Raw genomic sequence first — 14250 nt, 5'->3', positions numbered from 1 at the left:
CGACCGGTACGCACTTCGGCGAGGTGTCAGTCGAGAACCCCGGCGAGGTAGGCGCACAGCAGGGCACGGGTTTCGGCGATGATGTCCGGATCGCCCAACGGGTCCGTGCGGAAAGCGAGTTGAAGTACGGAGTCGGCGGCTTCGACGGCGACGGCGACGACTCGGTGCAGGGCCGCGTCGGGCGTGCGGCCCAGGTGGGCCTGCAGCAGGCCGACGAGGCGGTCGGCGACCCGGGAGTCGGGGTCGCCCGCCCCCGCCGGCGCGGTGAACTCGACCAGGGCGAAGCCCGGGAGGGTGCGCTTCATGACCAGGTACTCGTCGAGGACCGCGTCGACAGCAGCGCGCCAGTCGGCGGGCTCGATCGTCTCCAGGCGGCGGGCGATGGCCAGGGCGTAGAGGTCGAGATTGCGCTGGGCCAGTGCGTCGGCCATGGCGCGCTTGTTGGGGAAGAACCGGTAGACGGAGCCGATGGGAACGCCGGCGCGGGTCGCGACGGAGCGGGTGGACAGCTCTTCGTAGCCGGTCTCGTCGAGGAGTTCGGCGCAGGCCTCCAGAATCCTGGCGAGGCGCTCGGCACTGCGCTGCTGCACGGGCTCACGGCGCAGCACCGGCCGGCCGGTGGGGCCCGCCGGGGACCGCGTACCGGCGGACAGCCGGGAACTGTCGGGCAGTTGGGGGCCTGCGGGGAGGTCTGGACCGGCTGCGGACTCTGGGGGCACGGGCTCCATGATGCCGCTCCTGCCGTCCGCGCGGAGGGCCGCGGGGCAGAACGGGCACGGAGCTACGGGTCCCGGGCTTCGGCGGGGCGGCCCCTCAGGCGAGCAGCAGGCCGAGCCCTCCCGTGGTGTAAACGATCATCAGGACCAGCAGCGGGAGCTGGCCCGCGACGGCGCGGTGCGGCGGGAAGAGCCGGACGGACCTGTCGTGGGCGGCGACCACGCCGCACACATGGCCGGCGATGACGGCGGACACCTGGAGGGCGGCGAGGAGGCCGGGTGACAGGGGCGGTTCGGGCGGGGCCGGATGGTCGGTGCCGAGTGCCAGCAGGACGGTGCGTGGCCCTTCGCCGGCCAGCAGGGTGACGTAGTGGGCGGTCAGATAGCCGAGTGCGATGGGGAGCAGGGAGTGCGCGAAGGCGGTGCGCGGGTGCGCGAGCCGCTGCCCGGCGGAGGGGCCGGAGATCAGCCGGACAGCTCCGGCGCACAGGCTGTAGAGCGCCGCGACCAGGGCGACGGCGCCGAGCAGTCCGAGGGTGGCCGTGGGAACGCGGCCCAGTGGCGAGGTCTGGACGGTGGCGATCCAGGACGGGGCGTCGGAGAAACCGTCGTACGCGGTGGAGCCGAGCAGAACGCACAGGACGGCGACCAGGCCGGGGCGCTGTTCGGTCGCGTCGAGGCCGTTGAGGGGGGAGCGCAGCACGAGGCGGCCGTCGCGGCGCCTGCCCAGCGGGGAGAGGCGGGCGAGCAGGGTGGAGTACACCTCGAAGGCGTCCGCGCCGGCGAACCAGCGGTCCCCGTACCGGGCGGCGCCGGCCAGGTGGAGGGCGGCGCAGCCGGTGAGGAAGGCCAGCAGGGCGGTGCGTGACGCGGGGTCGGGGGCCACGAGTTCGAGCCAGGTGTAGGCCAGCAGTCCGGCGGCGGCCGGCCACAGACCCGTGCCCGGCGGGAGCGGACGGCCGGCGGCGGGGTCGCGCCCGAGGGCGCGGCAGAGCAGCAGGTGGAGCGTGCGCAGCGGGTTGAGGAGGCGCCAGACGGGACCCAGCAGGAGGGAGGCGGGGACCAGGCCGACCCAGAGCAGGACGTGCACCGCGCCGGGTGCGGGGTTGCGGTCCGGGTCGTCGGGGCCGAACAGCAGGTGGCCCAGCACGAACAGGGCGGCCGCCAGGCCCAGCACGCGCAGTGCCGTCCGGGTGGCCGGGGCGTCCGCGAGGCGCTGGAGCGGGGCGGGGACCGGGCGGCCCGCGCGGTCGCCGCGGAACCGGGAGGTGGACCAGAGCAGGCCGAGCGCGAGGAAGGAGATGAGGAGCGCGGCGAAGGCTCCGGCGAAGGCGTAGAAGGGCGAGAGGGGCAGGTCGTGCGAGGATCCGACGCCGTGTGCGAGGGTGCGCAGATCGCAGGGGGGTCCCGCGCTGTGCGCGAAGGGGCGCAGCTCCTGCGCGAAACCCACGCCGTGCGCGAGTGGGCGCAGATCGTCCGGGGATCCCACGCCGTGCACGAAGGGGCGCAGATCGTACGGAGATCCCGTGCCGTGCACGAAAGCGCGCAGCTCCTGCGCGAAACCGACGCCGCGCGCGAAGGGGTTCACCGCACGACGAGCTGGGTCAGGAGCAGGTCGGATCCGTGGGTTTCGACCTCGAAGAGTCCGGCGCGGTCGACGACGAACGCGTAGCTGACGAGCCGCCCGGCCGGCAGCTCCACCTTCCGGTCGTAGCCGTGGATGTGCAGGGTGTCGTCCTTGTCGCTGACGACGGCGAGTTCGATGCGCTGCCCCTTCTTGAGGGCGATGCGGCCGGGGGCCGGGGCGACCTTGCCGTCCGCGACGGCGATGCGCACGGTCCGGTCGGCTTTGGGGGGTGCCGGGGCGGCCGGTTCCGTGCTTCCTGGTACGGCCATGGAGGGTGCGGCCCCGGGAGGCGCGGTCACGGGAGGCGCACGTCCGGGAGGCGCACGTCCGGGGGGCGCACTTCCGGAAGGTTCGGCCCCCGAAGGTGTGGTTCCGGGTGTCGCCGGGGTGAGGGGCGCCGTGCCCTCCACCGGTGTGCCGCGCACTGCCCAGACGGTGTGGTCGTCGGCGTGCAGGCGCACGGTGAGGGTGTGGGCGCCCGGGGGCACGGCCCCGGGCGGCAGGTGGAACCAGGGGCCGTAGAGGCGGGCCAGTTCGCGCCCGTTGAGGGAGAGACGGGCGTGGCCGCTGCCGGGGAGTGCCGCGCCGCCGGTGCTGTCCGGGGTGAACCGGAAGCGCTGGACGGCCAGTTGGATGTTCCAGCCGCCCTCGGAGTCGGGACGCACGGTGAGCGCCACCTCGGGGGCCTGTGCGGCGGCGGCCTCCCGCAGCCGGTGGCCCTGCGCGTCCCTGGTGTCCAGGAGCCGGCCCGCCGGCCCGGTGGCCACCTCGTGGCCGGTGCCCGGCTTGTGGTGGGTGGCGGCCCGGCCGCCGCATCCGGCCAGCAGGGCGACGGCGGCCAAGGCGGCAGCGAGAAGGACGGCGGGGAGCAGGACGGTGGGGAGCGGTGCGGTGGCGAGCTGTCCGCCGGCGGTGCGCGGCGCTGTGGTGCCCGGGCGCCTCATGCGGTGGCCTCCGCACGCTCCTGGGCCGTCCCGGGCCCGGGCTCCGGGGCGTGCCGGCCGGCGGCGACGACCGCCCAGAGCACCCACACCACCGCGAGCATCCCGCGGATCCAGGCCGGGCCCAGCGGGATCCAGGGGATCATCACCACGGCCTTGTCGAAGGCATCGAGCAGTGTCAGGACGCCGAGGGCGACCGTGGTCCCGCCGAGCCACGGGCGCCCGGCACGCAGGGCGAGGCCGATGGCCGTCCACCAGACGCCGGTCAGCAGCAGCGCCACGGCGGGGAGGTGGGTGGCGGTCAGCTGCGTGGTCGAGGCCGCCACCTCCAGTACGAGGCCCGCCGCACCCAGCACGGTGGCCGCGGTGGCAATCCGGTGGTGGCGCAGCCTGCGCCACCACAGCACTCCCCCGACCAGGGCCAGTACCGCCGACGTGGCGAGCGCGAGCTGCGTCTCGATGCGGGCGATGCCGGTGGCGCCGTACCAGTCGCAGCCGGCCGGCAGCCGCCTGGTCTGCACGCTGTAGTCGGAGCAGACCATTAGCTGGGCCAGTTTGACGGGCTCCCCGACCAGGCGGTCCGAGCCGCCGGACAGGTCGCCGGGGCGCGCCCCGCACTCGGGCAGCGTGCGCGGGGTGCTGGCCCCGGAGCCGGGGTCCCAGCAGTTGCCGCCGCCCTGCCCGTCCCACCAGACGTCGGTGCCGTTGGGCAGGGACCGGCCGGCCCTGTCCTTGCCCAGGACGTTCCCGGCGTACCGGTTGTGGTGCGAGGTGTCGGTCTGTTTCGACCACGCCTCCTCCCCCCGGATGAACGCGGGGACGGCGTTGAGGAAGAAGCCGGCGCGCCGGTTCCCGTACACCCAGTTGTTCTCGTAGCGGTTCCAGTTGCCGCCCGCGGTGATGATGCCCGTGCCCGACGGCATGGAGATCTGGGGGCAGACCACGCCGCGTTCGTAGCCGCGCTCGGCGGGCGGTCTGGCGCAGGTGCCGTCGGCGACGTACGGGTAGTAGTCAGCGTTGTTGTCGTGGATCAGGTTGCGTTCGAACCTGGCGTGGTTCTGGGGGAGTCCGGGGTGGCCGGGGAAGGCGCTGTCCATCGAGGCGCCGCCCATGTTGTGGTCGAACTCGTTGTCGTGCACGTAGACGGAATCGCCCGCCGTGCCCGAGTAGCCGACCATGTTGTGGTGGCTGCGGCAGCCGGTGATCTCGATGGAGTAGCGGGGGACGTCGTAGCCGCGCCCGTTGTTGATGTCGGAGGCGCTGCCCGGGTAGATCCCGGAGTCGCCGTTCCCGTAGGACTCGCAGTTCTTGTAGAGGCCGTGGTCACTGGCGAAGGTCAGGAAGCCGTACTCGTCGTTCCAGCGGGTCAGTACGTCGTCGATGACGAAGCCGTCGCCCGCCAGGACGTAGAGCGAGTTGAAGGTGGTGCGCTGGGCGGTGAAGTTCTTGAAGTAGACCCCGTCGGACTCGTCCGCGCGGACCGCGTTGAGCTTGCGGTAACCGGCGTCGATGACGACGTCGGTGCGCCGGGCACCGGTGCCCTCGATCTGGAGGTCCTTCTTACCCAGGATCGCCACCAGGTTCGGGTTGTGCGGGCACCGCTGCTGCTGGGCGAACGACAGGATCTGGTAGCCGAGCTGCGACGTGCGGGCCTTCAGCCGGGCGCAGGCTCCGCCCGGCGCGGGGAGCGAGGGCTCCTCCTCGTAGAGGCCGGGCAGCACCGCGATGTTCATGCCCGGCCTGTTCACCGCGTCGACGGCCTGTTGCAGATGCCGGTACCCGGACGCGGCGCAGCGGGTGAAGAGCGCGCGGTTACGGGTCTTGAGCGGCTGCGGGAAGGCGGCGATGCGCCGTTCGAAGTCCGCCCTGTCGGTCTTGCAGACGATGAGGTCCGGCTCGCCGCCGCGGAGCACGGGGACGCTTCCCGAGCCGTCGGGGAAGGCGACGGGGCGTTCCTCGTGGGCGTGGGCGGCCGGCGCGGCGAGCAGGGCGAGGGCAAGGGCCAGGAGGCCGACCAGGCACGTACGTAACCGGCGTGTCCACGACATGTGCGAGAGAGTAGAGCAATGTTCATGTTCTGGGATCCCCCCGCGCACCACCCGCTGCGGGTGAGGATGCCTCCGGTTTCCCGTTGACGCCCCGGCCCCTGATTCCTACAGTTGTCCATAGGATTCTTTCGACAGTGGCACCGGGAGCGGATGATGAGCGACAGCGGGCACGGCACCGAGCAGGCCAGGAAGACCGCACAGGCCCTGGCCTACTCCCCCGGGTTCGGCAACGAGCACAGCTCGGAGGCCGTACCGGGCGCGCTGCCGCACGGGCGCAACTCTCCCCAGCGGGCCCCGCTGGGTCTTTACGCGGAACAGCTCAGCGGCTCCGCCTTCACCGAGCCCCGGGCGCACAACCGCAGGTCGTGGCTGTACCGGATCCGTCCCTCCGCGGCCCATCCGCCGTTCCTGCGCGCCGGCAACGGAAATCTGCGCAGCGCCCCCTTCACCGAGACGGTGCCCGACCCCAACCGGCTGCGCTGGAACCCGCTGCCCGCCCCCGCCCCCGGCACCGACTTCCTGGCAGGCCTGTGGACGCTCGGCGGCAACGGCGACGTCACCCAGCGCACTGGCATGGCGATCCACCTCTACCATGCCAACTTCCCCATGCTGCACCGTGTGTTCAGCGACTCCGACGGCGAGCTGCTGATCGTCCCCGAGCACGGCGGACTACTGATCCGCACGGAGCTGGGCCTGCTGCGCGCCGAGCCCGGCGAGGTGGCCCTGATCCCGCGCGGCGTCCGCTTCCGCGTGGAGCTGCTGGACGCCACCGCCCGGGGATACGTCTGCGAGAACTACGGCGCTCCCTTCCAGCTCCCCGACCTCGGCCCGATCGGCTCCAACGGCCTGGCCAACGCCCGGGACTTCCGTGCGCCCGTCGCCGCGTACGAGGACGTCGAGGGCCCGGTGGAGGTGGTCAACAAGTTCTGCGGCAACCTCTGGTCGGCGACCTACGACCACTCGCCGCTCGACGTCGTCGCCTGGCACGGCAACCACGTCCCGTACGTCTACGACCTGCACCGCTTCAACGTCATCGGTTCGATCTCCTACGACCACCCGGACCCGTCGATCTTCACGGTCCTCACCTCGCCGTCGGACACCCCGGGCCTGGCGGGCGTCGACTTCGTGGTCTTCGCCCCGCGCTGGCTGGTCGGCGAGGACACCTTCCGCCCGCCGTACTTCCACCGCAACGTGATGAGCGAGTACATGGGCCTGATCGAGGGCGCGTACGACGCCAAGGCGGAGGGTTTCGTGCCCGGCGGCGGGTCCCTGCACAACATGATGTCCGCGCACGGTCCCGACCGGGAGACCTTCGACCGGGCGAGCGCGGCGGAGCTGAAGCCGCAGAAGATCGACGACGGCCTGGCGTTCATGTTCGAGACGCGCTGGCCGGTGACGGCGACCGGGCAGGCTGCGACGGCCGGACACCTCCAGGCGTCGTACGACGCGGTGTGGCAGGGTCTTGAACGCCACTTCCGCCCGTAACCCCCTTACGGAGAGCCGACCGTGACCGCCTTCGCCCCCGACTCCCTCGTCCTGAACCGGAAGCTCCCCCTCTGGTACCAGGTCTCCCAGTCGCTGCGCGCCTCGATACTGGGCCGCACCCCGGACGCCTCGCTGCGACTGCCCACCGAGGAGCGGCTGGCCGCGCACTACGGGGTCAGCGTCCTCACGATGCGCCAGGCGCTCAAGGAGCTGGAGACGGAGGGCCTGATCAGCAGGCACCGGCGGCGCGGCACCTTCATCGAGCCGGGGGCGAGGCGGGGCGCCCCGCGCCGCCTCCTCGGCTCGATCGACGCGGTCGTGGCCCAGCAGTCGGGCGAGCCGACGACCCTGCTCGGGCACGGCCCGATGCCGGTCCCCGGCGAGCTGGCCGAGTACTTCGGGGAGGTGGCCGAGGTGATGACGTACCGGCGGCTGCGCCACGACGCGGAGACAGGCGAGCCCACCAACTGGGCGCAGAACGCGGTCCGCCCCGACGTCGCGGAGCACATCAGGGCCGAGGACCTGGAGCGCTGGCCGATGACCAAGGTGCTGCGCGACACCGTGGGCGTGCGCATCAGCCGCATCACCGACACCATCGAGGCCCGGCTCGCCGACCCGGAGACCGCGGAACTGCTGAACGTCCCGCTGCTCTCGCCGATCCTGCACTACACCGGGGTCACGTACGACGTGGAGGGCCGGGTGGTGGACGTGGCGCGGATCCGCTACCGGGGCGACCGGTTCTCCTTCTCGGTGACGGTGGAGGCCGACTGACGGCTCCCGGCCCGCTGGACGGCTCCCGGCCCGCACGGCTCCCGGCCCGCTGACAGCTCCCGGCCCGCTGCCGGCTCCCGGCCCCCCTTGAGGGGGTCGGCCCCGCACGCCCCGAGCGCCTACGATGCGGGGCGTGAGCGATGTTGCCGGGACGCCGCAGCCCCTCCTGCTGGACGATCTGATGCCGTGGTCCGTGGCGCCGCTGCGCCTGGGCCGGAGCTGGGTGATGGGCCCCGACCCGGCGTCCCTGCGGGCCCGCTGGGACGCGGTGACGCGGGCCGAGGGGACGGAGCGCGACACCCTCTTCTCCCCCACCCGGCGGCGCACCCCGCGCACCTCGGTCGCCGCCCTGCCCGGCCAGCGCACCGCCACCACCCGCTTCGCCGCCGAGTCGGGCCGCTGCCCGCCTCCCGTGCGCGTCCTGCACGGCGCCTTCGACGAACAGTGGCTGATCCCCGACCACCGGCTGATCGACACCGCCCGCCCCGAACTCTGGCGGGTCACCGACCCCGCCCACCAGCTCTTCGCCGTCGAACAGGGTTACGTCACCGGAGCGGCGGGGCCCGCCCTGCTCGCCACCGCGCTCCTGCCCGACGGCCGCTCCCCCGCCGGCCGGCCGGGCCGCATCCGCCCGCTCTACCGCCGCCCCGGCGGGCAGGAGCCCAACCTGGCCCCGGGCCTGCGGGCCTTCCTCGCGGACCGCTACGGCCGCGAGGTCACTCCCCGGGACGTGCTCGCCTGGGCCCTGGCCGTGGCCCAGCCCTCGCCCCTGGGCGCTGTCGTGCCACTGCCGAGCGATCCTCAAGTGTGGCTCTCCGGAGTCGAGTTGGGTCACCATCTGCTCGCCGTGCTGACGCGCGGCGCCCAGGGCACGGCCCGCCCCAGGCTGCCGGGCGGCCAGCGGCCCTACGTACGGTCGGCCGTCGGGCCCCTGCCCGGCTCACTGGCGTACGACCACGAGGAAGCGGCACTGCTGCTCGGTGCGACGGGCTGCATCTCGCCGGTGCCGGCGGAGGCCTGGAACTTCGAGGTGGGCGGGGTCCGCGTCCTGGAGCGCTGGTTCGAGGAACGCCGCCCGGGCCCGCAGGGCCCGCTGGACGCCATCGGCCCCGGTGCCTGGCCCCAGGAGTGGAACTCCGAGCTGCTGGAGCTGGTGACGGTCCTGACGCTGTACGCCCGGGCGGTGGCCGGCCGTCCCGAGCCCGGCTCGTACGGCACGCTCGGCCGCGCCGAGCTGCACACGGCGGGGATCCTGCCCGTCCCCGTGACGGCGCGGCGCCCGGCATCGGTCCTGGACCACCACGAGGAGGGGCCGGGCGGGCAGTTCGCCCTGCTGTAGGCACCCGGCCCGGACATCACGTGCCGGGAAGCGCGGCCCAGCGGGGACAGCCCAGCGGGGCCACCGGGGGCCTGCCGGGGCCGCACACAGCGAAAGCGCCGGCCCGGGCCCGTGGCCCCCTGCCCAGGGAATGACGGATGGACAGGCGGGGGGTCACCGGGTTGCCGGAGCGGCGCTCTCACCGAAGAGCGATGCTCTGTGCAGCAGCGTTCGCGGGAAACGGCTGATTCAGCCGCGGCTCCCGAACAACGACCGTCGCAGCCGCCTGAGCGGCGCGAAGAGGGAGACCCGCGAGATACGCGTCCCCCTGCTGGTGTTGCGTGTGCGCGGCACCTCACGCGAGGTCAGTTCACGCATCAGCATCGTGGCTTCCGCCGTCTCGCGCTGTGGCAGGGCGGGACCGCCGAGCACTGCGAGGTGGCGGTCGAGCCGCGAACTGGTCGCACTGCTCCCGCATGTGATGGCAGGCACCCGAGGCCTGCTGCGCACCGTTATCTGTTCCATGTCACTCCCCACCCGTACGAGGGCACCCGTCACCGGGCAGGTTAACCCTATCTCCCCCGCATCACACACGTGTATCCCGCCCGTGTGATTCCTCTCAGCGGTACCGGCGTTGACGGAACGTAATCGTTCAAGGAGGCAGCACCGGCGCGGAGTTGAGCTAACTTGGAGGGGTTTCGACCATGATGCCGCTCCGCTGCGGATCGGGGGACTGACGCCTGTGAGCGAAGTGCCGGGTGAGGGAAGGGTGGTGACGGGCCGATACCGCCTTCTGGCCCCCTTGGGGCAGGGCGGTATGGGTGTCGTCTGGCGGGCCAGGGACGAGGTGCTGGGCCGTGAGGTGGCCGTCAAGGAGGTGCGGGCCCCGGCCGGGCTCGGCGGCAGCGACCAGTTCCGGCTGTACGCGCGACTGGAGCGGGAGGCGTGGGCGGCGGCCCGGATCTCGCACCGCAACGTCGTCACGGTGTACGACGTGGCCACCGAGGACGGCCGCCCCTGGATCGTCATGGAGCTGGTACGGGGGCTGAGCCTGTCCGACGTGCTGGACGCCGAGGGGGCCCTCGCCCCGCAGCGGGCCGCCGGCATCGGCGCGGAGGTGCTCGCGGCGCTGCGGGCCGCGCACCTGGCCGGCGTGCTGCACCGGGACGTCAAGCCGGGCAACGTACTGATCGGGAACGACGGGCGGATCGTCCTCACCGACTTCGGCATCGCCATGGTGGAGGGCACGTCCGCGCTGACGATGACCGGCGAGCTGATCGGCTCGCCGGAGTTCCTGGCGCCGGAGCGGGCGCTGGGGCGCACACCGGGGCCTGAGTCGGACCTGTGGTCGCTGGGGGTCCTGCTGTACGCGGCGGTGGAGGGGAGTTCGCCGTTCCGGCTGGACACCCCGCTGTCCACGCTGCGCGCGGTGGTCGACGAGGAACTGCCGCCGCCGGTCCGGGCGGGTGCGCTGCGGCCGGTGATCGAGGGGCTGCTGCGCAAGGAGCCCGCCGAGCGGATGTCCGCGCCGGAGGCGGAGCGGCAGTTGCGCGTGGTGGCCGCAGGGGGGACGGTGTCGGACTCGGTCGGCGCGGGGCCGCACACCAGCCCGACCGTCACGGCCTCCACACCACGGCCCACGCCCCGGCCGGTGCCAGTACCCCTCCCGGCCGGTGGCCCCGGCACGGGGATCCACCCCGCCGGTGGCCCCGGCACCGGGGGTCACAGCCCGGTGGCGGGCACGACGGCCGCGACGCCCACACGGCCGCAGCGCACCACCGCGCTGCTCGCGGCGCTCGTCGCGGTGCTGCTGATCGGCGTCTTCGCCCTGGTGTACGTCCTGACCAGGCCCGAGAAGAGCGCGGGCAGCGCAGGCGGTGGCAGCGCCGGGGGTGGGAGCGTCTCGGGTGCCGTCGGCGGCTCCGGGGGTCTCCCCTCCCCCACCGGCACCAGGGGCACGACCGGCAGCACCGGCACCGGAGACAACGGCGGCTCGGCCGGGGACCACAACTCCGCCGGCCCCGGCCACTCCCCCGGAAGCAGCGGAGGGAGGACGACCCCGCCGCCGCAGCGGCAGACGGTGCGGGTGAGCGTCCACGTGGTGAGCGGCAGTTACACGGGAAGGTGCCCGGCGCCGGAGGGCGAGGCGCCCGCCTTTTCCGCGACGGTCACCGTGGCCCGTTCGCCCGTGAAGGTCGAGTACCAGTGGACGACCCGCAGCGGGGAGACCTCGGACGGTGAGTGGAGGACGCTGGACTTCCCCGCCGGGACCACCGACCAGCAGGTCAGTCATACCGAGTTGACGCACAGGGCGGGCGCGGCCTGGCAGGACTCGGTCCTGCTCAAGGTCCGGAGCCCGCGCGAGGTGACCTCCGGGCCTGCCCCGTTCTCGGTGACCTGCGACAAGGAGCCCACGCCCACCACGGGCACGGGCTCCTCGCCGCCGGTCACGCCGTACTGAGGGGACCCCGGTACCGGAGTCCCTACGCCGCCGAGGTGAAGACCGGCAGGTATCCGCCCGACTGCCCTGCGGCGGTCGGGTGGTAGGACTCACCGATGTTGGTCCACTTCAGGCTGTGCAGCCACGGCGCCGGGGTGCAGATCTCGTGGCCGGTGAAGCTGCCGGCCACGCCGGCGAAGGTGTAGCCGTGGTCGGCGGCCCGCTTGGCGGTGGCGGTGTTGAGATGGTCGGCCGCCGCGTTGATCGCGCTCCGGGACTTCTCGCTGAGTCCGACGGAGCAGGTGCCCGCGATCTTGTAGAACCGCGGGTAGCCGAGGACCACCACGCGGGCGGACGGTGCCTTGGCTCTGATGCCGTCGTACACCGAGTCGAGCAGGCCCGGCAGAGTGGTGTCGACGTATGCGCGCGCCGTGTTGACCCGTGAGATGCAGGCGGACTCGCCCTGCAGGACGCAGGTGGTCATGACGTCGGCGAAGCCCGCGTCGTTGCCGCCGACGGTGATACTGACGAGATCGGTCGCCGCGCTGAGCGAGCTCAGCTGACCGCTGGTCACATCGCCGGTACGGGCGCCGCTGCACGCGGCGAACTTGAAGCTCGCGGGCGCCGACTTGGCTGCCCAGAGCGCCGGGAAGGCCTTGCTGCTGCGCTTGCAGCTGCTGCCGTCGTAGCTGCCCGCGCCGACTCCCGAGGAGTACGAGTCGCCGAGGGCCACGTAGTCGACGGCCTGGACCTGCTGGTTCGCCTGCGCCGCGCTCGCCCCGGTGAGGGCGACGACGCCGGCAAGCAGGAATGAACATGAGAACGCCGTAAAGCGGGACAATTTCATGGAACCTCCCTGAGCAGGCCAAATCACAGTGACCGGGCCGCCTCGAATGTCCTACCAGCCCCAGGAACTCGCCGGTAGTGTTCATGCCAAGAACATTGGGCCGGGATCTTCTCCACGCTTTCTACGCGTCCTTGACGGGTTCGACGGGCTGCGCGACATTGAAGCCCGGCATCCGGCACTCCGGGGGGCAAAGTCGCCCATGCAGATGATCAGTGACGAACCGTCAGCCGGCGACGACCGACGCGGCTTCCGCGGCCCCGACCTGCTGCCTGCCGTGGCGGGAGCGGCGGCGGTGGTGTCCGCGGCGGGGGCGTTCCTCGCGTTCACCGACGCGTCGTCAGCCCTGCGCGCGCCCTTCACCGTCGTCTTCCTGGTGGCCGCGCCCGGTGCGGCCGTGGCGGTGTGGCTGCGGGCGCTGGACCCGCTCGGGCGCGTGGTGGTGTCCCTCGCGGCGGCGCTCGCGCTCAACCTTCTTCTCGCGCAGGCGATGCTGGCCCTGCACCTCTGGTCGGTCAGGGGCGGGATCGCGGCGGTCGCCGCGGTCAGTGTGCTGCTCCTCCTGCTCTTCCCGCTCACCGCTCTCCGGCGCCGAGCCGGCCGTCCGGCGCAAAGGCAGGCACCCTGACGTGGACCTCTGCGTGTACCGTCCCGGCGAACTCACCTCGGCGGACCGGGCGGCCTGGACCGCGATGCAGTCCACGGCGCATCTGCACGGTGTGCCGGAGCTGGCGAACCCGTTCCTCTCCCCGGAGTTCGCGCTGGCGCTGGGCCGGTGCCGGCGCGGGGTGCGGATCGCGGTGGTGCGCGAGCAGGGCGAGGCCGCCGCCTTCTTCGCTTACCAGCGCACGGGCACGGGGGTGGGCCGGGCGCTGGGCCTGGGCGTGTCCGACAGTCAGGGCGTCGTACACCGCCCCGGCTTCCGCTGGGACGCGCGGCAGCTGCTGCGGGCGTGCGGGCTCGCGGTGTGGGAGTTCGACCACCTGGCCCAGGGGCAGGACGCGTTCGAGACGGGTGCGACCGGGCGGTTCGCGTCCCCGGTGATCGACACCCTCGACGGCTACGAGGCGTATCTCGCCCATCTGCGCGCCCACTCGCCGAAGTTCCTCAAGTCCACCCTCGCCAAGGAGCGCAGGCTGGCGCGGCAGGTCGGCGACGTGACCTACGTGCACGACGCACGCGATCCGGCGGCGTTGCGGACGCTGATGCGGTGGAAGTCCGCGCAGTACCGCAGGACCGGGCGCAGCGACCGCTTCTCCCAGGAGTGGATCACCCGCCTGGTCGAGCAGCTCTTCCACACCCGTACCGGCTCCTTCGCGGGGCTGCTGTCCGTCCTGTACGCGGACGGCCGGCCCGTCGCGGCACACTTCGGACCGCGCTCAGAACGGATCATCGCGAATTGGTTCCCGGCCTACGACCCGCATTTCGCAAAATATTCGCCGGGGTTGCTCATGCAACTAAAGATCGCTGAAGCCGCTGCCGCCGAAGGGATCGCGTACATAGATCTGGGGCGGGGCCAGAAAGAGTACAAAGATGCCCTCAAGACCCGGGAGATCATGGTTTCCGAGGGATGGGTGATGCGTCGGCATCCCGTGGCATTCAGCCACCGGGCACACCGCGCACCGGTGCGGGCCTTGCGGAACACGGTGGTTGAGCGGCCGGAATTGTTCGAACCAGCGGACAAGTTGCTCAAACGGATGGGGGAAATCCGATCGGGGAGATTCCGGATACGACCGTCCAAGTAATAACGGGGTCACAAAAGAGCGGGGCTTCGTTCCAGGTCTTGCCATCGGGTCCCCACCCTCCATACCGTCGTACTTCACCCGTACCGGCCCATCAAGCAAAGCGGCTCTAGGGGAGGGCTCAAGCGTCGCGAGGGAGGCCGGAGCGGGAGCGCGGCAGGGGGGTGCCGTGCTCGGCGAGCAAGATGGTTGCCGGGGCACGTTCCGCGCAGAGCAATAGCAGGCTCACCCAGCCAGTACGGAGTGCCATTCCGTCATGGCCGGGGTGAAACCCCCCTTTCGAACCGGAAACTCATCCGGACCGCCCGGGGGCGGGCG

The 14250-nt window shown here is 72.5% G+C and carries 12 protein-coding genes; 6 read left to right on the top strand and 6 right to left on the bottom strand.

Going from position 1 to position 14250, the window contains the following annotated elements:
* Positions 1-26 precede the first annotated feature (26 nt).
* The 4 genes from ACFWVV_RS26030 to ACFWVV_RS26015 all read right to left on the bottom strand — a co-directional run bounded on the left by ACFWVV_RS26030 (position 27) and on the right by ACFWVV_RS26015 (position 5332).
* A complete protein-coding gene (locus ACFWVV_RS26030; protein WP_384349241.1) occupies positions 27-728 on the bottom strand; it encodes a TetR/AcrR family transcriptional regulator in 702 nt (233 codons plus the stop codon).
* A gap of 85 nt (positions 729-813) precedes the next feature.
* Positions 814-2109, bottom strand: coding sequence for a hypothetical protein (locus tag ACFWVV_RS26025; RefSeq protein ID WP_384349458.1), 1296 nt, complete (start codon positions 2107-2109; stop codon positions 814-816).
* A gap of 191 nt (positions 2110-2300) precedes the next feature.
* Positions 2301-3287, bottom strand: coding sequence for a hypothetical protein (locus ACFWVV_RS26020; RefSeq protein WP_384349244.1), 987 nt, complete (start codon positions 3285-3287; stop codon positions 2301-2303).
* Entirely contained in the window at positions 3284-5332 is a 2049-nt protein-coding gene (locus ACFWVV_RS26015) for a right-handed parallel beta-helix repeat-containing protein (protein ID WP_384349246.1), read from the bottom strand. The genes ACFWVV_RS26020 and ACFWVV_RS26015 overlap by 4 nt, the downstream gene beginning before the upstream one ends.
* Positions 5333-5485: 153 nt before the next feature.
* On the opposite strand from ACFWVV_RS26015, the gene hmgA reads away from it, so the two are divergent.
* The 3 genes from hmgA to ACFWVV_RS26000 all read left to right on the top strand — a co-directional run bounded on the left by hmgA (position 5486) and on the right by ACFWVV_RS26000 (position 8927).
* Positions 5486-6817 carry a homogentisate 1,2-dioxygenase gene (hmgA, locus tag ACFWVV_RS26010; RefSeq protein WP_384349248.1) on the top strand — a complete coding sequence of 444 codons (1332 nt, stop codon included), beginning with the start codon at positions 5486-5488 and terminating at the stop codon, positions 6815-6817.
* 21 nt (positions 6818-6838) lie between these two features.
* A complete protein-coding gene (locus tag ACFWVV_RS26005; RefSeq protein WP_384349251.1) occupies positions 6839-7588 on the top strand; it encodes a GntR family transcriptional regulator in 750 nt (249 codons plus the stop codon).
* A gap of 124 nt (positions 7589-7712) precedes the next feature.
* Positions 7713-8927: a type ISP restriction/modification enzyme gene (locus ACFWVV_RS26000; RefSeq protein WP_384349254.1), complete on the top strand. Its 1215-nt coding sequence runs from the start codon at positions 7713-7715 to the stop codon at positions 8925-8927.
* 228 nt (positions 8928-9155) lie between these two features.
* Here the strand turns inward: ACFWVV_RS26000 and ACFWVV_RS25995 are convergent, their stop codons facing one another.
* A complete protein-coding gene (locus tag ACFWVV_RS25995; RefSeq protein ID WP_384349256.1) occupies positions 9156-9431 on the bottom strand; it encodes a hypothetical protein in 276 nt (91 codons plus the stop codon).
* A 244-nt stretch (positions 9432-9675) separates the two neighbouring features.
* Between ACFWVV_RS25995 and ACFWVV_RS25990 the strand changes: the two genes are divergently transcribed.
* On the top strand, positions 9676-11367 hold the full coding sequence (locus tag ACFWVV_RS25990; RefSeq protein WP_384349462.1) for a serine/threonine-protein kinase: 1692 nt from the start codon (positions 9676-9678) through the stop codon (positions 11365-11367).
* A 22-nt stretch (positions 11368-11389) separates the two neighbouring features.
* Here ACFWVV_RS25990 and ACFWVV_RS25985 read toward each other — a convergent pair whose 3' ends face one another.
* Positions 11390-12193: an SGNH/GDSL hydrolase family protein gene (locus ACFWVV_RS25985; protein ID WP_384349258.1), complete on the bottom strand. Its 804-nt coding sequence runs from the start codon at positions 12191-12193 to the stop codon at positions 11390-11392.
* A 199-nt stretch (positions 12194-12392) separates the two neighbouring features.
* On the opposite strand from ACFWVV_RS25985, the gene ACFWVV_RS25980 reads away from it, so the two are divergent.
* Together ACFWVV_RS25980 and ACFWVV_RS25975 are read left to right on the top strand one after the other, a co-directional pair.
* Positions 12393-12818 (top strand): hypothetical protein, encoded by a 426-nt coding sequence (locus ACFWVV_RS25980; protein ID WP_384349261.1) that lies wholly within the window; start codon positions 12393-12395, stop codon positions 12816-12818.
* Position 12819: 1 nt separating this feature from the next.
* Positions 12820-13935, top strand: coding sequence for a GNAT family N-acetyltransferase (locus ACFWVV_RS25975; protein WP_384349265.1), 1116 nt, complete (start codon positions 12820-12822; stop codon positions 13933-13935).
* The last annotated feature ends 315 nt before the right edge of the window (positions 13936-14250 follow it).

It is taken from the genome of Streptomyces sp. NPDC058663, assembly GCF_042716745.1.
Lineage (GTDB): Bacteria > Actinomycetota > Actinomycetes > Streptomycetales > Streptomycetaceae > Streptomyces.
This window is presented reverse-complemented; position numbering and strand designations above follow the sequence as displayed.

Coding starts and splice junctions, on each gene's coding strand:
- ACFWVV_RS26030 (WP_384349241.1), bottom strand. CDS start 728: ATGGAGCCCGTGCCCCCAGAGTCCGCAGCCGGTCCAGACCTCCCCGCA.
- ACFWVV_RS26020 (WP_384349244.1), bottom strand. CDS start 3,287: ATGAGGCGCCCGGGCACCACAGCGCCGCGCACCGCCGGCGGACAGCTC.
- ACFWVV_RS26015 (WP_384349246.1), bottom strand. CDS start 5,332: ATGTCGTGGACACGCCGGTTACGTACGTGCCTGGTCGGCCTCCTGGCC.
- hmgA (WP_384349248.1), top strand. CDS start 5,486: ATGAGCGACAGCGGGCACGGCACCGAGCAGGCCAGGAAGACCGCACAG.
- ACFWVV_RS26000 (WP_384349254.1), top strand. CDS start 7,713: ATGCGGGGCGTGAGCGATGTTGCCGGGACGCCGCAGCCCCTCCTGCTG.
- ACFWVV_RS25995 (WP_384349256.1), bottom strand. CDS start 9,431: ATGGAACAGATAACGGTGCGCAGCAGGCCTCGGGTGCCTGCCATCACA.
- ACFWVV_RS25985 (WP_384349258.1), bottom strand. CDS start 12,193: ATGAAATTGTCCCGCTTTACGGCGTTCTCATGTTCATTCCTGCTTGCC.
- ACFWVV_RS25980 (WP_384349261.1), top strand. CDS start 12,393: ATGCAGATGATCAGTGACGAACCGTCAGCCGGCGACGACCGACGCGGC.